At 41.4% G+C, this 24,966-nt stretch carries 19 protein-coding genes; 17 read left to right on the top strand and 2 right to left on the bottom strand.

Annotated elements, in window-relative coordinates; genetic code table 11:
* From P2W73_RS18705 to P2W73_RS18690, 4 genes are all read left to right on the top strand, one after another.
* Nucleotides 1–1,542, top strand: a complete 1,542-nt coding sequence (locus P2W73_RS18705; protein WP_276503618.1) for a SusD/RagB family nutrient-binding outer membrane lipoprotein — start codon at nucleotides 1–3, stop codon at nucleotides 1,540–1,542.
* A 165-nt stretch (nucleotides 1,543–1,707) separates the two neighbouring features.
* Nucleotides 1,708–4,986, top strand: a complete 3,279-nt coding sequence (locus tag P2W73_RS18700; protein WP_276503617.1) for a VCBS repeat-containing protein — start codon at nucleotides 1,708–1,710, stop codon at nucleotides 4,984–4,986.
* A 10-nt stretch (nucleotides 4,987–4,996) separates the two neighbouring features.
* Nucleotides 4,997–6,307, top strand: a complete 1,311-nt coding sequence (locus P2W73_RS18695; protein ID WP_276503616.1) for a vanadium-dependent haloperoxidase — start codon at nucleotides 4,997–4,999, stop codon at nucleotides 6,305–6,307.
* A 145-nt stretch (nucleotides 6,308–6,452) separates the two neighbouring features.
* Complete coding sequence (locus P2W73_RS18690; protein ID WP_276503615.1) at nucleotides 6,453–8,561, top strand: endonuclease MutS2; 2,109 nt, start codon at nucleotides 6,453–6,455, stop codon at nucleotides 8,559–8,561.
* A 21-nt stretch (nucleotides 8,562–8,582) separates the two neighbouring features.
* Here P2W73_RS18690 and P2W73_RS18685 read toward each other — a convergent pair whose 3' ends face one another.
* Nucleotides 8,583–8,993, bottom strand: a complete 411-nt coding sequence (locus P2W73_RS18685; protein ID WP_276503614.1) for a hypothetical protein — start codon at nucleotides 8,991–8,993, stop codon at nucleotides 8,583–8,585.
* Nucleotides 8,994–9,006: 13 nt separating this feature from the next.
* Nucleotides 9,007–9,522: an acyl-CoA thioesterase gene (locus tag P2W73_RS18680; protein ID WP_276503613.1), complete on the bottom strand. Its 516-nt coding sequence runs from the start codon at nucleotides 9,520–9,522 to the stop codon at nucleotides 9,007–9,009.
* Between the two features lie 166 nt (nucleotides 9,523–9,688).
* Between P2W73_RS18680 and P2W73_RS18675 the strand changes: the two genes are divergently transcribed.
* The 13 genes from P2W73_RS18675 to P2W73_RS18615 all read left to right on the top strand — a co-directional run bounded on the left by P2W73_RS18675 (nucleotide 9,689) and on the right by P2W73_RS18615 (nucleotide 24,821).
* Nucleotides 9,689–10,924, top strand: a complete 1,236-nt coding sequence (locus P2W73_RS18675) for a proline dehydrogenase family protein (protein ID WP_276503612.1) — start codon at nucleotides 9,689–9,691, stop codon at nucleotides 10,922–10,924.
* A 19-nt stretch (nucleotides 10,925–10,943) separates the two neighbouring features.
* The gene (locus P2W73_RS18670) at nucleotides 10,944–11,639 is read left to right on the top strand and encodes an RNA polymerase sigma factor (protein WP_276503611.1); all 696 of its coding nucleotides are present in this window, start codon (nucleotides 10,944–10,946) and stop codon (nucleotides 11,637–11,639) included.
* 89 nt (nucleotides 11,640–11,728) lie between these two features.
* Entirely contained in the window at nucleotides 11,729–12,856 is a 1,128-nt protein-coding gene (locus tag P2W73_RS18665; protein WP_276503610.1) for a FecR family protein, read from the top strand.
* Between the two features lie 200 nt (nucleotides 12,857–13,056).
* Nucleotides 13,057–16,461 (top strand): TonB-dependent receptor, encoded by a 3,405-nt coding sequence (locus P2W73_RS18660; protein ID WP_276503609.1) that lies wholly within the window; start codon nucleotides 13,057–13,059, stop codon nucleotides 16,459–16,461.
* Nucleotides 16,462–16,479: 18 nt separating this feature from the next.
* Nucleotides 16,480–17,994: a RagB/SusD family nutrient uptake outer membrane protein gene (locus P2W73_RS18655; RefSeq protein WP_276503608.1), complete on the top strand. Its 1,515-nt coding sequence runs from the start codon at nucleotides 16,480–16,482 to the stop codon at nucleotides 17,992–17,994.
* A gap of 40 nt (nucleotides 17,995–18,034) precedes the next feature.
* On the top strand, nucleotides 18,035–18,928 hold the full coding sequence (locus P2W73_RS18650) for a PKD domain-containing protein (RefSeq protein ID WP_276503607.1): 894 nt from the start codon (nucleotides 18,035–18,037) through the stop codon (nucleotides 18,926–18,928).
* 85 nt (nucleotides 18,929–19,013) lie between these two features.
* Nucleotides 19,014–20,204 carry a family 16 glycosylhydrolase gene (locus tag P2W73_RS18645; RefSeq protein ID WP_276503606.1) on the top strand — a complete coding sequence of 397 codons (1,191 nt, stop codon included), beginning with the start codon at nucleotides 19,014–19,016 and terminating at the stop codon, nucleotides 20,202–20,204.
* A 269-nt stretch (nucleotides 20,205–20,473) separates the two neighbouring features.
* A complete protein-coding gene (locus P2W73_RS18640) occupies nucleotides 20,474–21,685 on the top strand; it encodes a coiled-coil domain-containing protein (protein WP_276503605.1) in 1,212 nt (403 codons plus the stop codon).
* Nucleotides 21,686–21,832: 147 nt separating this feature from the next.
* Nucleotides 21,833–22,654, top strand: a complete 822-nt coding sequence (locus tag P2W73_RS18635) for a thymidylate synthase (protein WP_276503604.1) — start codon at nucleotides 21,833–21,835, stop codon at nucleotides 22,652–22,654.
* An 81-nt stretch (nucleotides 22,655–22,735) separates the two neighbouring features.
* Entirely contained in the window at nucleotides 22,736–22,963 is a 228-nt protein-coding gene (locus P2W73_RS18630) for a UPF0175 family protein (protein ID WP_276503603.1), read from the top strand.
* Nucleotides 22,956–23,411, top strand: coding sequence for a PIN domain-containing protein (locus P2W73_RS18625; protein WP_276503602.1), 456 nt, complete (start codon nucleotides 22,956–22,958; stop codon nucleotides 23,409–23,411). Before P2W73_RS18630 ends, P2W73_RS18625 begins: the two co-directional genes overlap by 8 nt.
* A gap of 69 nt (nucleotides 23,412–23,480) precedes the next feature.
* The gene (locus tag P2W73_RS18620; RefSeq protein WP_276503601.1) at nucleotides 23,481–23,969 is read left to right on the top strand and encodes a dihydrofolate reductase; all 489 of its coding nucleotides are present in this window, start codon (nucleotides 23,481–23,483) and stop codon (nucleotides 23,967–23,969) included.
* Nucleotides 23,970–24,098: 129 nt separating this feature from the next.
* On the top strand, nucleotides 24,099–24,821 hold the full coding sequence (locus P2W73_RS18615) for an O-methyltransferase (protein WP_276503600.1): 723 nt from the start codon (nucleotides 24,099–24,101) through the stop codon (nucleotides 24,819–24,821).
* The last annotated feature ends 145 nt before the right edge of the window (nucleotides 24,822–24,966 follow it).

The raw sequence follows: 24,966 nt of genomic DNA, 5'->3' as shown, positions 1-24,966 counted from the left end.
ATGAAAAATAATTTAATAAAGAAATTAGCTATTGGCATCGGATGCATCTGCGTTCTTGGATCCTGCGATAAGGGATTTGAAAAGCTGAATGAAAATCCGAATGCTTACGTTATCCCGGATCCTAATTCCATTTTTACCTTGTCCGAGGTATACATGAACGGGCAAAATTTTGAAAATCACCGGGCTAACCTGATCTATACAAGCGAGATCGTACAGCATCTTGCCTCATACGGTTATCCGGGTGATAAGTATACGTATGTACCTGAATGGTCCGGCGCCTTTTATGGTTCTTCTTATGGTTTGGGAATTAAAGAGACAACTCAATTGCTCACCTCAATAATTCCCGATGAGGCAGAAAATGCCAATAAGAGAAGTGCGGTACGAATTATCAGGGCCTATGTTTTCCACCGCCTGACCGATCTGTATGGGGATGTGCCCTATTTTGATGCGGGCAAAGGATATACGGACTTGTTATTTAAACCCAAATTTGATAAACAGTCCGACATCTATGCTGATCTTTTAAAGGAGCTGGATGAATCGGCACAGGCATTTGATGCCAGCAAACCATTCTTTGGAAGCGCTGATCTTTTTTACGCCGGCGATGTTTCTAAATGGAAAAAATTCGCCTACTCCCTAATGCTTCGACTGGGCATGCGTCTTACCAAAGTAGATGCTGCTAAAGCACAACAATGGGTGGCCAAAGCAATAGCAGGAGGTGTCTTTCAATCCAATGCGGATAACCTGGTGTTAAATCATGAAACAGGACCCTCTGGCGTTAATCAGAACCCATATACCACTCCTTATTTGGGAGAGGACCTTCAGAATGGAACGAATGGAACGAAAATGGGGCAAACTTTTATCAACCAGTTAAAAAACACAAGCGATCCGCGTCTTCGCATTTATGCAAGGTTGGAAAATTCAGGCGACAATACACCTGCCAATCAGAAAGGATTGCCCAATGGCTTTACCGCCGCAACTATTACTTCTCATCCCAGTTGGACTGCAGCTGGACTGCCTGCTTATTCCGACCCTAATACCTTAACGATTTTGCGCCAGGATGCTCCTGATATTATCATGAGCTATGCTGAAGTACAGTTTTTATTGGCTGAAGCTGCCGTACGTGGTTGGGATTCAGGCAGTGCGCTGACGTATTACAACAACGGTGTTACAGCAGCAATGAAAATGCTGGCTGTATATGGTACCGCTGTCCCGCCTGTAACTGATGCCGAAATCGCGGCCTACCTGGTGGCTCATCCATTTTTAATCGCGGGTACGGATGCAGAGAAGTTCAATCAAATACATACTCAAAAATGGATCGCATTTTTTTTCAATGGCCTTGAAGCATTTGCTGACCTGAGAAGATCCGGCTATCCTTTATTGACTCCGGTTAACTATCCAGGCAACCTTACCGGTGGTAAATTGCCGCGTCGCTTAATTTACGATGAAAGCGAAAAAGTAAACAATGCTGATAATTATGCCGCAGCGATTGCACAACAAGGCGCCGATGATTTTAACACAAGGGTTTGGTGGGATAAACCTTAATAGAAAATAAAGTTTAATAGCAAAAAGCTACTGAATGTATATTATATATGGCTTTCAAGTCAGGCAGGCATAACTGCCTGACTTGTTTTTTAAAATGTTTTTTTAAAGATTCTATTTGTCAAGACAAAAGTGAACAAGATAAAGTGAATTAATAACGGCGGCACTATGATATTGCACAAAAGGTTCCTGAGCTTTTGCTGTGTTTGTGTTATTGCAATACAAACCTCGATTTCACAGAATAACTCCTTATTTACACTTCTTCCTTCATCCGTGACTGGTGTCAACTTTGTAAATAAAGTAGTCGAAACTCCCGATATTAACATCGTTACCTACGAATATTTTTACAATGGCGGTGGCGTAGCGGCCGGTGATTTTAATAATGACGGATTAACTGATCTTTATTTTACAGCGAACGTTTTACCGAATAAACTCTACTTGAATAAAGGGAATTTTCAATTCCAGGATATTACCAGGCAATCCAATGCAGGCGGAAAAAGAGGGTGGAAGACAGGTGTGAGTGTAGCAGATGTAAATGGCGATGGCTGGTTGGATATTTATGTTTGCTATTCGGGGGATATTGACGCGGAAAGGAGAAAAAATCAATTACTGATCAATAATGGAAACCTCACATTTACTGATAAAGCCGAAGAAATGGGAATAGCCGATCAGGGCTATACTACACATGCCGCTTTTTTGGATTATGATCGCGATGGAGATCTGGATCTTTTTGTACTCAATCACAATGTAAAAGAGCTACGCAATTTCGACGCAGCTTTTGTAAAAAAAATGGTTGATCCCGATGCTGGCGACCGCCTTTATCGAAACGACAATAATCATTTCACAAATGTTACCGGACAGGCCGGTATAATTTCTAATCCTCTCGGGTACGGCCTTTCTGTTGTTACAAGTGATGTCAATAATGATGGATGGCCCGATCTGTATGTTTCCAATGATTACGTAGAAGAAGATTACTTGTATATCAATAATGGCGATGGTATGTTTACTGAGAAGTTGAAAGAACAGTTGGGGCATATCTCCAATTTCTCAATGGGTGTTGATATTGCTGATATCAACAATGACGGTCTTGCCGATATTTATACATTAGATATGCTGCCTGCTGATAATAAACGTCAAAAATTGTTATACACGCCGGATAATTATGAGCTGTACAATAATATGCTGAAAAATGGCTTCTATCATCAACTGATGCGTAATATGCTGCAGGTAAATAATGGCAATGGTACGTTTAGCGAAACCGGTCAATCAAGTGGTGTTTCGAATACGGATTGGAGTTGGGCAGCTTTGTTCGCTGATTTTAATAATGATGGCTATAAAGACCTGTTTGTGACAAATGGTTATGGAAGGGATATGACCAATCGGGATTTTGTAAAATTCTATGCCAATGAGCGGTTGAAATTCAGAAAGGGTGAGCCCAGCGAACGAATGTTTCAAATGTTACAGGGAATAAAATCCACTCCTCTTCACTGTTATATGTTTGAAAACAAAGGCAACCTGCAATTCAAAGATTGTTCTTTAGACTGGGGATTTGACGCCGTCAACTTTTCTCATGGCGCCGTCTATACCGACCTTGACAATGACGGTGATCTTGATCTCGTAGTGAATCGGATGAATGATGAAGCGGCGATATATCGTAATAATGTCGCGGAGACAAATTCAAAAGGAAATTATCTCAAAGTGATATTACAAATGGAAGGCGGCAATACAAACGCCCTGGGCGCTAAGGTCCAGGTATTCACTCCCGCTGGTAAGACGGTGTTGGAAAATTATCCTGTTCATGGTTTTCAAAGTTCCATGCAGGAGCCTTTACATTTTGGTTTGCCGTCGAACATAATTGATTCCCTGCTTATCCGTTGGCCCAATGGAGAAACTCAAACTGTAAAAGATGTTGTGGCGAACAAATCAATAACTATTAAGTATACTAAAACCGGTCAGTATTTTAGGTCTGCACCAGTTGCCACTATTTTTAATACAGCAGGCGCAATCCCTTTTCGACACACTGAAGATGAAACCAACGATTTTAAGATCCAACCTTTAATGCCCAATATGCTTTCTTATAGCGGGCCTGCTATGGCAAAAGCAGATATCAATAATGATGGGCTGGAAGATATTTATATAGGTGGTGCAAAAAACCAGCAAGGACAATTGTTGTTGCAGCAGCGGAGCGGAGGCTTTAGCAACTCAACACAAAACAGCTTTGCAGAAGATGCGCTGTCGGAAGATACTGATGCATTGTTTTTTGATGCAGATAGCGATGACGATATGGACCTGTATGTAGTAAGCGGTGGATATTCGTTTACTGAAAATGATAAGGCGCTGCAGGACAGACTGTATGTAAATGAAAAAGGGATATTTGTAAAAAATATAAATGCATTGCCGGCAGAAACGGTCAGTGGTTCTTGTGTAAGAGCGGCGGATGTAGATGCGGATGGAGATAATGATTTATTTGTCGGTGGACGTGTCATACCTGGTCGTTATCCCGAATCACCCGAGAGTTTTTTATTGTTGAATGATGGGAAAGGAAAATTTACAAATGTTACGTCAGCAGCCGGGCCTGCATTACAACAATTAGGTATGGTTACCGATGCCATATGGCTGGATTTAAATAAGGATAATAAACCGGATTTGGTCGTTTGTGGTGAATGGATGAAAATTTATTGTTTTGAAAACATAAATGGAAAATTTATTGATGCTACAGAAAAATATTTTTCAACTCCCTTACATGGTTGGTGGAACCGGATGGCCATTGCAGACCTGGATAGCGATGGCGACACGGACATAGTAGCCGGCAATTGGGGCACCAACAGCCAGTTGCAGGTCAGTCAGCAAGAGCCGGCAACACTATGCTTTGGTGATTTTGATAATAATGGCTCCATTGATCCGATCTTGTGTTATTATATCCAGGGTAAATCCTATCCTATGCCCAGCCGCGATGAAATGACTGACCAGGTCGTTAGCCTGCGTCAAAAATTTCCTACTTATGATTCATATTCTGATGCCGGAATTCAGGATATATTAACTCCCGAACAGTTGCAAACGGTTAAAACATTGAAAGCCGATTTTTTTGAAACGGTTTGGTTTGAAAACAGGAATGGCGTTTTTGTTCAGCATAGTTTACCTGTCCAGGCCAGCTACGCACCGGTGTATGCAATTGGCATTGATGATTATGATCATGATGGGAAAAAAGATATTTTATTGGCAGGTAATATTGAACATACCAGGATAAAAATTGGAAAGATCGATGCGAACTATGGGGTATTATTAAAGGGGGATGGATTGGGTCATTTTACCTATATGCCACAGGTCGAATCCGGGTTAAATATCAAGGGCTGTGTAAGGAGTGTAGTACCAATCACCAATAGCCAAAAAGAAAAGATTGTAGTATTTGGCGTAAATAACCAATTACCGGTTGTTTACAGATATTGAGAAGCTATTTATGAAAAAATCGGTCATTCTTAGTATAATATATGCCTTGATATTTTTTACTGCATATGGCGGAAGTTCCGGTCCGTTTACATCGAAAGATTATGTGCAGGCATTAAAAAAAGTAACGGATGTGATGGTCAACGATGCTACTTCGCCAATTGCAGCCAGCCGGTATTATGCCTACATTACCCTTGCTCCCTATGAGCTGCAGGTAGGTTTGCAGCAAGACAAAAGTGTCTTTGTGAGCAAGCTGAATAAATATGATGGAATAAAACTTCAAAAGGAATCAACTGATTCAGTTAACTCCTCTTTGGCGATTGTATATACCGTGTTGCGGATGGGCGAAAGATTGTTGCCGTCTGGCTACTTACTGAAAGAACAAACGGATTCTTTACTCAATGTTGCCGCAAAAAAAGGCGTCTCCAGGGTGGTAATTGAAAAATCAAAGCAGCTGGGGGAGTTGGTGGTGCAGCAAATATTGGCTTATTCGTATACAGATGGCTTTCGCAACCTGAGTGGCTACCCAAGATATACTCCTGTCACTGGCGACGCTATGTGGCAGCCAACGGGACCGGCTTTTATGGCGGCCCTGGAACCTTACTGGAACATGATCAGACCTTTTTTGATTGACTCTGCGCAACAGTTTAAGCCGGTGCCAGCCGTACTGTTTGATACGCTAAAAACATCTTCTTTCTATAAACAACTCTACGACGTTTATAGTGCAGGAAAGAATTTGACAAAGGAACAGCGGGCTATTGCTATGTTTTGGGACTGCAACCCGTTTGCCGTTCAGCAAATCGGCCATGTCGAATTTGCATTAAAAAAAATCTCGCCGGGCGGGCATTGGATGGGTATTACCGGAATTGCCTGTTTAAGTTCAAAGAAAAAGTTGGAGTCAACCATATTGATCCATGCCATTGTAGCCATAACCCTGGCGGATGCGTTCATTTCCTGCTGGGATGAAAAGTACCGAAGCAACAGGGTCAGGCCCGAAACCGCTATTAATCGCTGGATAGATCCAAGATGGCGGCCATTGCTGCAAACCCCGCCCTTTCCTGAATATACATCCGGCCATAGTGTGATTTCTACTGCAGCGGCTTTGGTATTGACAGAACTTTTTGGTGACAATTTTTCTTTTGTAGATAATACGGAAAAAGAGTTTGGCCTGCCCGCCCGGAAGTTCAGGTCGTTTCGGCAGGCGGCCCAGGAAGCTGCTATTTCACGTTTTTACGGTGGTATTCATTACCGGGATGCTATTGAAAACGGTCAGGAACAGGGGACAAAAATTGGGCAGTTTATTATTGATAAATTAAAGTTATAGAACCTTTTCCCTGTAAGCAGTTGTCGGCCGGTTGTATTGCAACCGGTTTTTTTGTGGTTGATAAAACCTTCTTATATGAGCCATTCCTATGAATTATCAAATCCCGAAATTTGCATTTCACAAAAAGAGATGGAGTCACTTATTTATGAAACTTTTCCCGGAGTCGGCGTACTACCAACTGGAATTTGATAAGGTAAAAATTTTACTGGCAGCTTATTGCCAAACCGATCATGCCCGTACCAAAGCTGAAAATTTGCGTATTCATACCCGCAAAGAATTTATCGATACCGAGCTCAGGCAAAGCCATGAGTACACACAGTTGCTGCAAAACAGTATTTATTTTCCCAACGATTATATCCTGAATCTTGCCAAAGAATTAAAGCTATTGGCTATTCCCGGCGCTGTTTTATCAGGAGAGCAAATATTGTTGTTGCGCAAACTTGCCGATAGCATGGAAAAGATATTTCGCTGGTTTGATAACGAGAGGAAGACTGCTTATGGAGCCCTGGCCAAAGTAATTGCCGATACTTATTATGAAAAAGCCATCATCAGTATGATTGATGATGTACTGGATGATTATGGGCAGGTAAAAGATTCGGCATCCAATGAACTCAAAGATATTCGCCTTAATCTCTATCGCAAACGAAATGAACTGAGACGGCTTTTTGAGCGAATTGTTTCCAAAATGAACAAGCAGGGTTACCTGGCGGATATCGAGGAAAGTTTTATGAATGGTCGCCGGGTGCTGGCAGTTTTTGCGGAACAAAAAAGGACGGTCAAAGGTATTCTGCATGGTGAAAGTGAAAGCCGTAAAACAGCATTTGTAGAACCTGAAGAGACAATAGATCTCAATAACCAGGTGAGTGATTTGGAAAAGGAAGAACGGAAAGAAGTGTATCGCATTCTCCGGGAACTTACGTCAAGATTATCCGGTTATGCCTCATTGCTTAGCGTTTACCATAGAATTGTTGGCGATTATGATTTTATTCGTGCTAAGGGTAAACTGGCGATTGAAATCAAAGGCGAGTTTCCTGCTGTTACCGATAAAGCTTATGTGCATCTCATCCAGGCATATCACCCATTGCTGTATCTCTACAATCAAAAATCGAATAAGCCAACAATCCCGGTCACTGTTACCCTGGACGATTCGCAAAGAATATTGGTGATAAGCGGCCCGAATGCCGGTGGTAAGACGGTGACATTAAAAACAGTCGGTTTATTACAAATGATGGTGCAGAGTGGACTGCTGGTACCTGTTCACCCTTCATCACAATTTGGCATTTTTAAACAATTGATGATTCATATTGGTGATACGCAAAGTCTCGAGTTTGAGCTAAGTACTTATAGCAGCCACCTCATCCATATGAAATACTTCATGGAAAATGGAAATGGTAAAACGCTTTTCTTTATTGATGAGTTGGGAAGTGGTAGTGACCCTAACCTGGGGGGAGCTTTTGCGGAAGTGATATTACAGGAACTGGCGAAGAAACATGCCTACGGTATCGTGACCACACATTATCTCAACCTGAAAGTAATGGCAGGAAAAACAGCCGGCATTATTAATGGTGCAATGGGCTTTGATGAAAAAAATCTCCGCCCGTTATACAAACTGATAATAGGTAAGCCCGGAAGCTCTTATACTTTTTCCATTGCAGAAAGAATTGGGTTGGATAGGGGATTAATCAAACGGGCTAAAGATCTTGTTGATAGCGATCAATTCAGGTTAGATAAATTATTGAACAGAACAGAACAGGACCTGAAAGATCTCGAGAAAAAAGAGTCTGAATTGCATAAGCTGATGAAGGAAAATGAAAAGTTGAAAAAGGAAATGCAGCAAGTATTGGACAAGGAAAAACATTTGCAACAGGTGGCTATTCTTAAAGAACAAAACAGGATATCGGAAGAAAAGATCAGCTATCTCCGGGATATGGAACGCAAGTTGAAACAAATGCAAATAGAGTGGAGAAAAGAGGAAAACAAGAATAAGGTCATCAAACAAATGGAGGCCTTGCTGTTTAAAAAAAATGAACAAAAGACAGTGAGCAAGATGCAGAGGAAAATTGATTCAAGATTTGCTGAAATAGGAGGGGAGATAAAAGCCGGTGACACGGTGAAGATGAAGCGAAATCACCAGGTAGGACAAGTAATAGAATTAAGAGGCAAGAGGGCTATAGTAAAGATTGGGCTTCTACCAATGCAGGTTGAAATAAAAGATTTGGTAGTGGTGAAGGAAAAAGAAGCGACGGGAGAATAATTTCGATCTGGTAATCTATTGTCATTCCGATTTCTTCTGTTCACGAATTATTCCGGCGAATACTATTGTCGCAATTACAGAAAAAAGGAAAATTAGTAGAGTGCCTATATTATCACTGGCTGTAAAACACCGGCATAAAAAGAAAATGTCATAAAGAGAATAGAGTTCAAATACAATACTTACCAATACCAGAGCTGCAACTATAAAAAAGAGAATTCTTTTTCCTGTATGACGTTCTTTATCGGTATTGTGATATAGCGTTAATAGCGTTACAGTCGAAAGAAGATAGGCGAATAAAAAATAATCTTTTCTGCTAATGGTTTTACTATGTCCTGCCGCAGCTACTAAAAAATTTCCTGCCAATAATGCCGGAATAGCAAGTCCAAGTATTAATCTATAAATTATCGAACAAATTCTATAAAGTTTTGGCATTTGCAGTTTGTCGTTATTCCCCCATAAACAGGGCCTTCAATTCCGCCGCATCATGCGGCTTCATTTTTCCACCAAGTATAAGACGAAGTTGTCTTCTTCTCAAAGCGCCGTCAAATAATTTTTTTTCTTCCTCAGTTTCCGGAACCAATGGAGGAACCGGTATCGGTTTATTGTTTGAGTCAAGCGCTACAAAAGTATAATAGGCTTCATTGCTTTTGTATTTGTGTTGCTGTTTTAAATCTTCGCCCCATACCTTAAGATATATTTCCATTGAAGTATTAAAAGCACGGGATATTTTGGCTTGTATATGAACCACATTCCCGAGTTTGATCGGATTTTCAAAGGAGATATTGTCTACAGAAGCAGTTACTACCGCTGAATTGCAATGTCGTTGCGCAGAAAGAGCGGCTGCAATATCCATCCAATACATCAGGCGTCCTCCCATCAGGTTTCCAAAAACATTGGTATCATTTGGTAAAACCAGTTCGGTCATTATCGTTATGCTATCGATTGCTTTGCGGGGCTGCATTTTTAAAATTTGCGCAAAGATAACGGGCAAACACGCAAATGGGCAAATATGCAAATGGCTGTCACAGTGAGCTTCAGAATGGACGCAGGTGGACAAACGATTGCTTATCGTCTGTTGTTTATTGTCTATTCTCTTTGCCTTACATTTGCCCATCACTAATCTTCGTATGGAACTACAGCCCGTCATTTCTTTTGATAATACCGAGTTCGCATTTGAATACAAATCTGATAAGCAGTTAAAAAAAGCAAATTTTCTTTTTTCTTTAATGGGTCAGCCCTGGCTGGTACAAATGGGTGCCAAACTGGCTCCCTGGTCCATCAAAGCAGGATTGCCGGTGAAAGGGATTATCCGAAGTACAATTTTTGAACAGTTTGTTGGCGGCGAAACATTAGAAGAAACTTCAGTCGTTGCAAAAAAACTGGGTGATTATCATGTTAAGGTTATTCTTGATTATGGTGTTGAAGGCGGGGATGATGGTGAACATGGTTTTGATCATGCAACAGAAGAATTTATCCGGGTGATCAACTATGCAGCTACGCAGCCCAATATTCCTTTCATGAGTATTAAGGTCACAGGTTTTGCAAGATTTGGGCTGTTGGAAAAATTGGATCAATTGATGCACAAGGCCGAAGGCACATTGATGAAAAGATTTTTAAAAGTGGTGGACGAATTGCCTGCTGACGAAAAAGAGGAATGGCATCGTGTTCGCCGCCGCATGATGAAAATATGTGAGACGGCCGCGGAAAAGAAAGTAGGAGTATTGGTAGATGCCGAGGAAACATGGATACAGGATCCTGTTGATGCATTGACTATCCTGATGATGGATGCCTTCAATAAAGAAAGAGCAGTGGTGTATAATACTATACAGCATTATCGCCATGATCGTCTTCAGTTTTTGAAAGACTCATTCGAAGCAGCAACTGAACGGAAATTTATATTGGGCGCCAAACTGGTTCGTGGGGCTTACATGGAAAAAGAAAGAAAACGTGCCGGGGAAAAAAACTATCCATCTCCCATTCAACCTGACAAAGAGTCGAGCGACAGGGATTACAATGAGGGTGTTAGTTTTTGCATTGATCACCTGGATCGCATTGCATTGATTGTCGCTTCGCATAATGAATACAGTAATTTATTAGCTACCCAATTATTACAAAAAAAAGGATTGCCGCTCAATCATTCACATGTTCACTTCAGCCAGTTATACGGAATGAGTGATAATATTACTTTTAACCTGGCTCATGCCGGATGTAGTGTCAGCAAATATTTACCGTTTGGCCCTATCAATGATGTAATACCTTACCTGATGCGCAGGGCGCAGGAAAATACGTCTGTAAAAGGACAAACAGGCCGTGAGCTGGCCCTGATCAAAAAAGAATTGCAGAGAAGAAGAAGCAAATCATAGTTGTTTCAATCCTGCTTTTTTGTTCCTGAGTCATCAATACATCATTATTTGGCAACAGAAATTTTTTTTATCACTAAAAAAAATTAACATTGTTACCGGAACATTAACAACTGCGAAACTATTGCTGCCTGCTTCAACCATACCTGAGCTTCAAAAGCGCATTGCACTTTATGAAGACATGAGAGCCTACAAAGAGCTTTACTACCTGCTTTTTGATGGCTTATATCGCTTCTCTTTTTCGTTTGTAAAGTCAAAAGAACCTGCCGAAGAAATTGTTTCCGACGTGTTCATCAAAGTTTGGCAAATGCGGGACCGCCTTACCGAGATCAACAACCTGAAGGTTTATTTGTACACCGTTACCAAAAATTTTTCAATCAACTATATCCAGCGAAACTTTAAAAATGCACCGCTAAGCATAGAAGAAATGGATATAGAACCGGTGATCGGAGTCAACAGCCCGGAAGAACTATTTATTTCTGCAGAAACGGTGAATGCTATCCGCAAAGCTATCCAGGAGTTGCCGCCTCAGTGCAGGCTTATTTTTCAATTGGTAAAAGAAGATGGGTTGAAGTATAAAGAAGCTGCTGCTGTTATGAACATCTCCGTTCTGACGGTAAGGAATCAGCTGGCCATAGCCATTCGCAAAATAACCACGTCATTACCTGCACATATACAATCGGCATTTCCTTCAATTACCGGGTTTTCAGCATCTTAATTAAACCGGCCGGGTTTATAAATTTTTTTTTCTCCTTCTTGGTACATTTTACATCAGGGCTGTGTCTTTTATAATTGTACAACGCAATTATGACCGACGAACGATTTTGGCTATTGATAAGTTTGAAACTCTCCGGTGAAGCCCGGCCTGAAGAGCTGGCTGAACTGGAAGCTCATTTGGAACAAAATCCCGCAAAGAAATTTCAGGCGGATAGGGTTAATACTATTTGGTCGGCTAAGAATGAGGTAACAGAAACTCAAAAGGATGCTGCTTTCAACCGGCACATGCAGCGTTTGAGCAATCATTTGTCAGTACCCGTACTGCTTTATGAAAACAATGAAACAATTGAAGTAGCTGAAGACTACGAAAAAAAGAAATCTTCGATATATAAAAAATTATTGTGGGCAACTGGTATTGCTGCTTCGTTATTTGTCGCCTGGTTTTTTGTCTTCAGATCTCCCGTAGTTGTCAAGCAGGAACAAAGCAAGCAGGCAAGAAATGAAATTTCTACCCCAAAAGGAAATAAAACCAAAATTCAATTGCCGGATGGTACCGAAGTTTGGTTAAATGCTGATAGTAAAATAACCTATAACGAAAATTTCCAGGGAAAGATCAGGGAAGTACAGCTGACCGGGGAAGCTTTTTTTGATGTGGTAAGAGATGAAACCAGGCCATTCGTTATTCATACCAATGTGATTGATGTCAAAGTATTGGGAACGGCTTTTAATGTTCGTTCTTATGCTAATGAAAAAAATACGGAGACTTCTTTGATCCGCGGTTCTGTTGAAGTAACTGTTCGCCACAATCCGGGGATAAAATACATGCTCAAGCCCAATGATAAACTAGTTATTGATAATGATAAGGCGAAAGCCAGCGAGACCGATTTTGTTGCCAATAAAAAATTAGAAGAGCTGCGAAGCCAGGTTGCGAAAATGCTCAGGCTGAAGATCGAAGATAATGAGGTGAATGCTAAAGAAACGCTATGGACGGAGAATAAGCTGGCTTTTGATAGTACCTCACTCGGGGAAATTTCGCTGATGTTGGAACGCTGGTTCAATGTAAAGGTTGTTGTGGACGAAAGAATTAAACAGGAGAAATATACCGGCGATTTCGACGATGAAAGTATAAAGGAAGTGCTGGATGCTTTAAAAATGATCGATCGGGGTTTCCATTACTCTTACGATAAGGATAAAAGGGAAGTAATTATCCGGCCTTAATCACTGAAGGCCTTTGAGAATATTTTGAGATCTGCTAAAACAATCGATTGCTTAACTAAAACTGCACGCATATGAGAAAAGTTACTTAACCCCCACACATAAAAAGTAACGGAGAATGTTTGCGGCATCCTCCGTTTGCTAAAGACAGTTATTTGCTCAAGCCTGAGCAAAAATTCTATCATTTAAATCAAAACTAAGGTATGAAAAAAAATGGATTTGGCTTATGCCTGCATGAGCCCGGTCAATTCATCAAATGCTTGTTAATGATGAAGTTTACCATTCTGCTTGTTGTTGTATTTTCTTTTCAATCTTTCGGTAATGGTTATGGACAGGACAACATCAGCCTCAATCTTGAAAAAGTAACTTTCAAGAAGGTGTTCAAAGCCATCGAACAGCAGGGTGTTTTTCGTTTTGTGTACAAAGATGAAATTCTACCCCGTGATCAACGTATAAGTATCGCTATTGAAAATGCATCCCTGGAAGATGTTTTAAACCGAATTTTGCGGAATACAGAATTAAGCTTTCGCCGCCTGAGCGGTAGTCTTGTCGTAATAACGGCTGCTGAGGAAAAGCCTGTTATTAGTGTCACCGGGAAAGTAACGGATGAAAAAGGAGAGCCATTGCCTGGTGTAAATATTATTGAAAAAGGAACTAACTCCGGAACAACAACCAACAATGAAGGGATTTTTGTAATAAATGTAGAAAAGTCTGATGCGGTATTGGTGTTTACCTATATCGGTTTCTTATCGGCAGAAGTGGAAGTGGCGAGTCGTTCCTCTATCAATGTACAGTTAACTCCTGCGAATAAAAACATGCAGGAAGTAGTGGTAGTTGGTTATGGCGTTCAGAAAAAAGCCTTGGTTACCGGTGCTATATCTTCTGTAAAATCAGAACAACTCGAAACGGTTTCTTCTACCAGGATCGACCAGGCCCTGCAGGGACGTACTGCCGGGGTAGTAGTATTGCCTACATCCGGTCAACCGGGCGCCGGTCTAAATATCCGCATCCGCGGTGCAAGTTCAAACCGTAATTCAAATCCACTTTACATAATTGATGGTGTGAGAGCTGGCGGTATCGAATACATCGATCCATCAGAGATAGCAACAATCGATATTTTAAAAGATGCGGCATCAGCGGCTATCTACGGTGCTGAAGGTTCAAACGGCGTAATCATCATTACCACCAAAACCGGTAAAAGGAATACATCCGAAGCTTCTTACAGTGGCCAGTATTCGGAGCAGTCGCTGAAAAAAGATTTCATCAAAATGATGAATGCCCAACAGTACCAGCAATATCTGCAGGAAGCCGGTGTTGCCAATGCGCCTACAACAGCTGACCTGGCAGGAATTGGCGCCGGTACCAATTGGCTTGATCATGCCGTGCAAGCAGCTCCACAACAGCATCATTCATTGCAGTTCAGTGGTGGATCTGACAAATCAACCTATCTCGTTAGCGGAACACTTTTCACACAGGAAGGTATAGTTGGTGGCGACAAGTCAAGATTCAATCGTTATACGGTTCGCTTCAATGGTGAACATAAAATAAAACCGTGGTTAACTATTGGTAACCGTTTATCTTACTCTCATCATAAAAGAAGAGCTGTTTCTGACAATGATGAGTTTGGTTCTATTCTCTCCAGTGCGTTGGTAATGGATCCTATTACTCCCGTGGTTTATACCGGGGCATTACCGGTGCATGTGCAAAACGCATTGGCGGCTAACAAACCATTACGTCGCGACGAAAATGGAAATATTTACGGTATATCCAATTTCCTGAAAGGTGAATATGGCAATCCTTTGGCACGTATGGACATGGCTAAAGGAGAAAATACACAGAACAAGATTGTCGGAAATGTGTATATGGATATTGCACCATTTAAAGGCTTTACGTTTACTTCACGATTTGGCGTGGATGCAGCTTTTCAAACAGGCCATGGCTGGACCCCCACATTCTGGTTCTCGGATGAAAGCCAAAATACTATTGCTAATGGGTATGATTATAACAACAACTGGTACACCTGGCAGTTTGAAAACTTTGCTACTTATAAAAGAAATTTTGGTGTCCACAATTTTACGTTGTTGGGTGGCGTATCGGCAATTAAAACGCATGAATATCATATTGGCGGCAGCTACTCAGGTTTATTTAAAGAGGATGACAGATTTTCGTATGCTGACTATGTTCCCGATAATATCGATCGTATAGGAAGTAATGCATTTGATTATACACTTGCTTCTTTGTTTGGAAGGTTAAACTATAGTTTCAACGACAGGTATTTATTTAACGCCTCTCTCCGCAGGGATGGAAGTTCCAAATTGGCTCCGGGAAATCAGTGGAAATTGTATCCTGCTGTATCTGCGGGTTGGGTTCTTTCTAATGAGAATTTTTACCCGGCAGGTCTTTCGGATAAATTGAACTATGTCAAACTCCGCGGTAGCTGGGGACAAAACGGAAATGTTTCTTCTGTTGGAATCGGCGAATGGATGAATGCAATTGGTTCGGGTATGTTGTATCCTGATGGCAGTGGTACGTTAATCGTTGGTGCTGCTCCTACAAGTCTTGCCAATCCTGAACTTACCTGGGAAACCGGTGAGCAATTCGACATTGGCGCTGACCTGGCATTTTTTAATAATCGCTTAAACCTGACTGTTGACTATTATAAAAAAACAACGAAGGATATGCTTACCGGTGGTAATGCTCCGTTGATTGCGGGTAATACACTTCGAACAAAAAATGCCGGTAACGTAGTAAATAAAGGTTGGGAATTCGAACTGTCCTATATCAATAAACCCATTTCTAAAGACGGTTTAACCTACGAGGTGAGTGCAAACCTCTCTACACTAAATAATGAAGTGACTTATTTAGATCCTAATTCGCCTGTCATCTTTGGAGCCGGTATCGGTACAGGATGGAGCGCCACTGCGATGAAAGTTGGTTTGCCTTTATGGTATTTCAACGGCTACCAGACCTCCGGTATTTTCCAAACACAGGATGAGATCAATTCTTATTTGTCTAAAACAGGCATTACGGGTTATTCTCCGAAACCAGGCGAACCTATCGTTGTAGATGTGAATGGTGATAAACAAATTTCGCCGGCAGATATGACAAAAATCGGCAGCCCGCATCCGAGCCTGACTTATGGTGGTCGTGCAAGTGTGTCCTATAAAGGATTTGATCTGATCGTATTTGTGCAAGGGCAAACAGGTAATGATATTTTAATGGGCTTCAATCGAACAGACAGAAGTACTGCTAACAAGCCTTATTTCTTTTACGCCAATCGTTGGACAGGACCCGGTAGCACCAACACCTGGTTTGCAGCAAACACGGCGAATCCATATATCTACAATAGCGACCTGATGATCTTTAACGGTGCATATACCCGGATCAGGCAATTACAATTGGGGTATTCTTTACCCGAAAACCTGGCGAAAAAAGCAGGTATCCGGAAAGCCCGCATTTATGTTTCGCTGGATGATTTCTTCACGTTTACAAAATACCCGGGTGTTGACCCCGAAGGTGGAAGCAATGGACAGAACAGTATAGGCATTGACCGTGGAGGTTATCCTATACCAAGGAAAGCGATCGTGGGTCTGTCATTTAATTTTTAACCGTTAAAGAAATTACTAATGAAAAGTTTATTAATAAAAACATCAATAGTTTGTTTTTCTGCTTTGCTGATGACAAGCAGTTGTAAAAAATTTTTAGAGCAGGAAGTGCCGGGTGCATTTGCCGAACAGGATTTTTATAAAACGGACCAGGATGCCACACAGGCTGTAACTGCTACCTATGATATGATGCAGGCTCATTATAACAGCAGCTGGGGTAGTTTATACATGATAAAAGTTTTGTTATCGGACGAAAGCAATGCCGGTGGCAGTGATGCCGGTGATCAGCCTGGCTACCAAACATTGGACAATTATAATTTTGATGCTACCAATGATAAAGTAAGAGAGGCATGGAGAATGTCTTATTTCACCATCTACCGTGCTAATAAGGTAATTAATAAAGTGCTTCCTGAAACGGACCTGCGCAAACGATTAATTGCAGAAGCAAAATTTTTACGGGCCTATAATTATTTTGAACTGGTTTCTTTGTGGGGTGATGTGCCGCTGGTATTAGATGATATCCCACCTGCACAATACACCAGCACTGGTCGTAAACCAAAGGCAGAGGTGTATGCTCAAATTCAAAAAGACCTGACAGAAGCAATAGCAGATCTACCATTAAAGTCTGCTTATGCCGGGGCAGATGTATTCAGGGTTTCAAAAGGATCAGCCCAGGCATTGTTAGGCAAAGCTTATTTGTATCAGCAAAAATGGGTTGAAGCAGGTGCCCAATTTGAAGCGGTGATCACTTCCAATCAATATTCACTGGCGCCGTCTGTAGGAGCTGCATTTTCCAGGGCCTATGAATTTGGTGCCGAATCATTATTCGAAATCTCTTATACAAACGGTCGCAGCTATGACTGGGGTAATTTTCCCTGGGGCGCTGCTCCTGAAAGCAATATCCATGTTCAGCTGATGGGGCCGAGAGGCGACTATTATACCAAAGCTCCTTCTGATTCACTTATTGCAGGTTGGGGTTTTAATTTACCTAAACAAAAATTATGGGATGCGTTTGTTGCAGCCGGTGATGCAGACAGGAGAAAACAATCTATCATGTCGCAGGCGGAATTGGTAGCTGCCGGCGGCAACTGGAGCAATCCGACTGCTTACGATTACGAAGGTTTCTTCCAAAGAAAATACGGCTCTTATGGTTCGCAAACCGGTGGACCTATCAGCGAGTTGAATTATGGTACCAACTGGCGCCAGATTCGCTATGCCGATGTTTTGTTAATGGCAGCTGAAGCATTTAATAAATCGAATAACGATGCTAAAGCAAGAGGCTATTTAAATCTTATCAGGCAACGGGCGGGTCTTGCTGATGTGAGTGCATCCGGTACGGCTTTATTTGATTCGATCGTAAAAGAAAGACAACTCGAGCTGGCTTTTGAAGGCTATCGCTATCTTGACCTGGTACGTTGGGGATTGGCTGACCAGGAGTTAAAAGGATTAGGTTATCAACAATCAAAACACAGTGTGTTACCTATTCCTGATTTTGATGTAAATACAGCAGCACTGCCTCAAAATCCCAACTACTAACGATTGAACAAAACATCATCTAACAATTAAACTTTTTGATATGCGAAAGTTAATTGACCAGCCATGCCATTTAATTACAACACTTATACTTGGCAGCAGTATTCTTCTTTCATCCTGCGAATACGATGTAAGGGACCTGGAGCCAAAGCCAACCGCTTCATTCAGCATAACACCCATTGCAGGGCAAACCAATAAATATCTTTTGACCAGCACTTCTCAACATACATTTCGTTATGACTGGGATAAAGCGGATGGAAGAGGATTTAAAACGGGTAAAAGCGTTGATACGGCTTACTTTGCTGACAAAGGCACTTATACGCTAAAGTTGTTTGCATTTGGTCATAGCGGCACTGATACAGCTTCTCAAACGATAACCGTGGCACAGGACGATCCGGCTGCACAAACTCCTTTCAAACTATTGACGGGAAATAGTAGCCGGAAGTGGAAACTGGCTTCTGAGGCTGGTGCCTTGTGGATTGGCCCGGATGCAAACACCACCTGGTGGCAAAATGGGGTGGGAGAGCTTACATCAAGGTCCTGTTTGTTTAATGATGAGTACACATTCAATAAAACAGGCAGCACTGTAGCGTATGATAGCAAGGGCGATTTTTATGTAGACGAAGAAGGCGGGAATCCGCATCCGTCTGGAATGCCAGCAGTAGACTGCTATGCAAACGGAGATATTCCGTCGCAGTTTCAGGACTGGGTGAAAGATGGCAACTTCACTTTTGAAGTAACTGGGAACAAATTAAAAATAATCGGTAAAGGCGCCCATTTAGGATTGTACAAAGCAGGTACTCCGCCTGATGCAGCATTGGCGACTCCGGCAGCCAGCGTTACCTATGATATTGTTTCTATCACTGCAAGCCGCCTGGTTTTAAAATTGGATTATGGATGGGGTGCCTGGAGGTTTACCTATGCGGCAATAAATTAGTTTTAATGTAGGCAATCGCAAGTGGAACGCATTTACCTTTCAAGGTCGGATGCTTCCACTTTGTTTAATGAATAAAAGCATTGGGATGAAAAAGTATCTTTCGTTATTTTCTTTGATCACAGTAATAGCTTGTAGTAAAAGTGGTGGCAAAGCTGACGAGCCAGTGCCGGTGGTGAGTATTAATGGCATTAGTTTGCCTGAGGGCAATAGTGGTGCTTCAGCGTTTGAATTTACATTATCCCTTTCCAATGCCATTTCACAAGCCGTCACCGTTACTTATTCAACACTGGAAGGATCAGCCAAAGCCGGCGAAGACTTTACTGCAGTAACAAATCAAGCGGTTACCTTTCAGCCCAATGAAACACAAAAAAAGATTACCCTGTCTGTGATTGCCGATGAGATAAAAGAAGATGATGAGACGCTTACTATGATGCTGACCGGCGCAACTAATGCCACCATCCAACAACATACAGCACCTGTTGTAATTGTCAATGATGATATAAAAATTTATTTCTCCAACGCCGGGTATGATGCGCCAACAAGTTATGCAGGCTATAGCTTGTCATGGGCCGATGAATTTAATACGGGTACACTGGATGCAAATGCATGGACGCATCAAAACGGTGACGGATGTCCCAATATATGTGGCTGGGGAAATAATGAACTGGAATACTATACCGACAGACCGCAGAATATTTTTTTCCAGGATGGAAAATTAATCATCGAAGCAAGAAAAGAAAACTTTGCTGGCAAAAGTTATACTTCATCAAAAATATTGACTGCAGGAAAAAAAACATTTAAGTATGGCCGTATAGATATAAGAGCAAAGTTGCCAATTGGCAAGGGCATATGGCCGGCTTTCTGGATGTTGCCGCAGGCCAACACATATGGTGGATGGCCACGCAGTGGTGAAATCGATATTATGGAAATGGTCGGGCACGATCCGGGCAGAACACATGGCACATTACACTATGGTCCGGGACCCGGAAGTATTCAATACAATCGTAACACAGCTTTATCGTCAGGAACTTTGCATGATGAATTTCATGTTTATTCACTCGAATGGAAACAAGATCAGCTAAAATGGTTTTTAGATGGTAATCTTTTTTCAACAGCAAACAAATCAGATCTGCAGGCAGGAACTACTTATCCATTTAATGAAGATTTTTATTTTATTGTCAACCTTGCTGTAGGTGGCAACTGGCCCGGCAGCCCGGATGCAACCACATCATTTCCCCAGTGGTTGATTGTAGATTACATCAGGGTCTATCAATAAATTTTAGTAAGAAGACTTATTACGTAGTTTAAAAATGTGTATAATAATCCCCGCTATTGACAAATTTTAACTTCTTTTGGTACTATTCTTGAAATAATCCTGGCGAATAAATCAACCATTTTTAGTTATCCTTTCTTCCGGATGTTTACTTAAGGATTGTTGATATAGTTACTGTTTGGAATTCCCACCTCGATTCCTGCGCAAACAATTATTGTCTGATCCTTTTAAACCAGGGTATGTAAAAACTTTACGCAAAACTTTTTTTGAGAATGTTGTTAGCCACTGGGTCGTCTTTTGATTTCGTGCACTTTTTTCAAATACTTTGCTGGATCGTCATTCCTGCCTTTTTAGTAACGGCGTTAGTTACTATTTATCTTCATCATAAAAAAAGGAAAAAAGAAATTGCTGCTGACGAAGAAGAGAAACTTCTGTCAGCATCACCTGAATTAGTTGGTTACACGAAAGGTGATGGTGAATTTGTTTGTTTTGACCACTCTCCTTTAATAAGTGAATACAAAAAACGGCTATCCTACAACCACGCACGGTATACTGCGCTGCGTCATGATTTCGAAAAGCTGGAAGTAAAATATGCTGGGCTTGCCAGTTATGCAGTCATAAATTTTTCAAACAAAAATTCAATTGATATGGAACATCCCTATGAACAAATGCCACAGCAAATGCAGGAAGAGATTCAGCGAATATCCGATCGCTATAGCCAGGAAAAGGAAGAGCTACTGGCCAGGCTTCAACAAATGAACCAGGCTTATACCAGTTTGGAAGAAGAGAACGAATCCTTATCTGAGCAGCTAAAGCTTCGGTCAGCGGGTGCTGAGGAAGAACAATCCATATTAAGCAAGTGGAAAGAAGAAAATAGCCAATTGAAAGAAAAAGTAGCGGAGCAGGAATACATCAGGGAAGTATTGCAGGAGAAAAAATTACAGATTGAGTTTTTGCAGAACCAATTAGAGCAGCGCATTAAAGCCAACCACCTTGACGAGTATCAAAAAAAGCAACTTCATACCGAGATAAATGACTTGAAAAATTTGCATGAAGAAGATGTGCAGAAACTTGAAACTTTGACAAGGGAGTTTCAGCAAAAGAAAGAAGAAACTGAGAAATTACAGGTCATGCTAACCGGCAAGGAAGAGCAACTGGCAGAAAGGCAGGAATTGCTGGCTTCAAAGCTGGATCATATTACCTGGCTTGAAAATACCCTGCACGAGTCGAAAGAAAAATATGAAAGGCAAAATGAATTTGTTAATGAGTCAAAAGGAATTATTGCCGGTTTGCAGGAACAACTGGTCAATGAACAGGCCAGGCTGCAGGCTACCGAACAAAGGTACACAGCACAACGTCAAACCCTCCAACGTCTTTATAATGATATTTCCCTGATTGTGGAAGAAGAAAACAGTCAATCTCCGGTAATTGCCTTGCGTCCCGAATATGTAAACAGGGAAGCAGAGGAGATCGCCGTTCATTAAACGGGTTTAATAGAAAAACCACATAAGTTGCCGGCTGATAAAAGCCGGCATTTTTTGTCTTTATGACCTGGCTGCGCCAATTCACACATTCCCCACAGTTTCGGATTGGTGGCGTTCGGGCTAAGGCTCTATGGTTATCTTTGCAGCATGCAACAATATCTCGATCTTCTTCGCCATATTTTGGAAAATGGGGTTCATAAGACTGACCGTACCGGCACTGGCACACAAAGCTGTTTTGGCTACCAAATGCGATTTGATTTACAAAAAGGCTTTCCACTGGTCACCACCAAAAAGGTGCACCTGAAGAGTATTATCTATGAACTCTTGTGGTTTCTAAAGGGCGATACCAATATTGCTTATTTGAAGGAACATGGAGTAAGGATTTGGGATGAATGGGCGGATGCAAATGGAGACCTGGGGCCTGTCTATGGCAAACAATGGCGGTCATGGGAAGGAAAAGATGGTAAAGTAATAGACCAGGTTACCGACCTGGTTGCACAAATAAAAAAGAATCCTGACAGCCGGCGCCTGATTATCAGTGCCTGGAATGTAGCTGATCTGCCTGAAATGGCTTTGATGCCTTGCCACAACATGTTCCAGTTTTACGTGATGCCCCCCAACCCCCTAAAGGGGGAACAAAAAAGCCGTCTTTCATGTCAGCTTTACCAACGGAGCGCAGATGTATTTCTCGGAGTCCCTTTCAATATTGCTTCTTATGCTTTATTGACCATGATGATTGCACGGGTTTGTGATTTAGAACCGGGAGAATTCGTCCATACCTTTGGCGATGTACATATTTATAGCAATCATGTAGAACAGGTGCAACTACAATTGAGCCGACAGCCATTTCCTTTACCAACTATGAAATTAAATGCGGCTGTAAAAAATATCTTTGATTTCAAATTTGAAGATTTCACTCTCGAAAATTACCAGTCACACCCCGCGATAAAGGCACCGGTAGCAGTGTAAATGAATGAGACTACTTGCGAGTAACCGGTATAACAACCTGTAGATATTGAATATCTTTTTAAAGTTTGTTAAATTTGAACAATGAAAACGTTAACGCTTAATGTTCCGGATAACCTGGATGTGGACAATAGAGATCTTGCTCTGCTTGTTTCAACACGTCTTTACGAGCAAGGCAAACTTTCGCTTGGACAAGCCGCTGAAGTTGCAGGATTGACAAAAAGAGCATTTGCCGAACTGTTGGGAAGTTATAATGTCTCAATATTTAATTTTCCTGCAGCAGACTTATCAAGAGATGTAGCCAATGCCTAAAACAATTATTTCTGACACGAGTTGTTTTATTATTTTGAGCAAAATCGGTGAACTCGAACTATTACATAAAGTTTATAAACAAATCGTAACGACTCCGGACATCGCATTTGAGTATGGTGATACACTCCCTGAGTGGGTGGAAATTCTAGCCGTTAAAGATAAACACAAGCAACAACTCCTGGAATTGCAAATTGATAAAGGAGAGGCGAGCGCAATTGCATTGGCTCTTGAAATTCCGAATAGCACAATAATTCTGGACGACTACAAAGCAAGGAAAATTGCGGAACAGCTTGGGATTGCTTTTACCGGTACCATCGGTATAATCGTAAAAGCAAAATTGAATGGAATAATACAATCAATTAAACCATTTCTTGAAAAGATAAAACAAACAGATTTTCGTTTGTCCCCTGAACTAGAATTACAAGCATTAAAGGAGGCGAATGAATAGGCAAATAATGAAGAGTAAGGAATAACCCAGTACCAGAAAATAAAGCGCCTCTTTGTCGCAAATTAAGTTATGATTATAACGCTTGTAGTCGCTGTGGCCAACAATAATGCTATTGGTAAAAACAACCAGTTGCTATGGCATTTACCTAATGATATGAAGTATTTTAAAAATGTGACCTGGGGAATGCCGGTGGTAATGGGTAGAAAAACATTTGAGTCGCTGGGAAAACCACTGGCGGGCCGAAAAAATATCGTTTTAACCAAACAAGATGGATGGAAGGCTGATGGCGTAGTTGCGGTAAAAGATTTCAATGATGCATTGTTCCTGGTCAGGGAAATGGACGTGAAAGAAGTGATGGTAATTGGTGGCGGTGAAATCTATCGTTCCATTTTTGACAAAGCCAACCGCATTCATATGACAAGGGTAGATGCGGAATTTGAGGCAGATACTTTTTTCCCGGTGATAGATCCTAAGGTTTGGAGATTGGTGAGTCAAAGAAATTATGAAGCCGATGCAAAGCATGCATATAATTATTCTTTCCAGGTGTGGGAGAGATGAGTGGCGAATTTGAAAATTTGAAAATGTGCAAAGGATTCTCGTAGTTTGCTGACCATGTATTCAAGGCTGAAGCTAGTTCAAAAATATCTTCATTATTATTTTACAGCATACAATGGCAAAGGCCATGGCATGCACTCGCCGTTTGTATTTGACTTTATCATCCATGTATTGAATGATAAAACCCAATACCCCGCTTGCCAGCAGGTAGAGGCCTTGAGAAACCAATTGGTGAAAGATCCTACTATTTTGGAAGTCGAAGACTTTGGTGCTGGTTCCTCCATTGATAAAACAAATCGTCGCAGCGTTTCTTCTATCGCCAAAAATGCGGCTAAACCACCGAAGTATGGCCAGTTGTTATATCGCATAGTCAGCTACTACCAGCCGCAGGCAATTATAGAATTGGGAACGTCATTAGGTATCACGACTTCTTACCTGTCATTGGCAAAGCCAAATGCAAGCCTGGTAACTATGGAGGGAGCTTCATCTATTGCTGAAAAGGCTGAACAAAACTTTAAGACGTTAAATCTTGAAAACATTACGATAAAGAAAGGAAATTTTGACAATACATTACCGGCAGTTGTTGATAGCCTTTCTTCGGTTGACTTTGTATTCATCGATGGAAATCATCGCCGGGAACCAACAGAGCGTTATTTCAAACAATTGCTCCCGGTGTTAAATAATAATTCAATAATAATCTTTGATGATATTCATTGGAGCAGTGAAATGGAGCAAGCATGGAAAAGCATTCAACAACATTCGGCTGTGCGATGCACAATTGACCTTTTTTTTATTGGGATTGTATTGTTAAGACAGGAATTTAAAGAAAAGCAGCATTTTACTATTAGGTTTTAGGCCCATCCCGATCCCGACGAAACAGTCGGGACCATCAACACACAGCCCTTGTCTACCGACAGGCAGGCTGAGAGTATGATGGTAATAGTAAGCTTCTAAAATGTTGAGTAGAGACCTCACCTAGCCTCTCCAAAGGAGAGGAACG

This window comes from Terrimonas pollutisoli (assembly GCF_029360765.1).
Classification (GTDB): domain Bacteria; phylum Bacteroidota; class Bacteroidia; order Chitinophagales; family Chitinophagaceae; genus Terrimonas_B; species Terrimonas_B pollutisoli.
The sequence above is the reverse complement of the archived record's forward strand: the minus strand, read 5'-3'. Positions and strand labels throughout refer to the sequence as shown.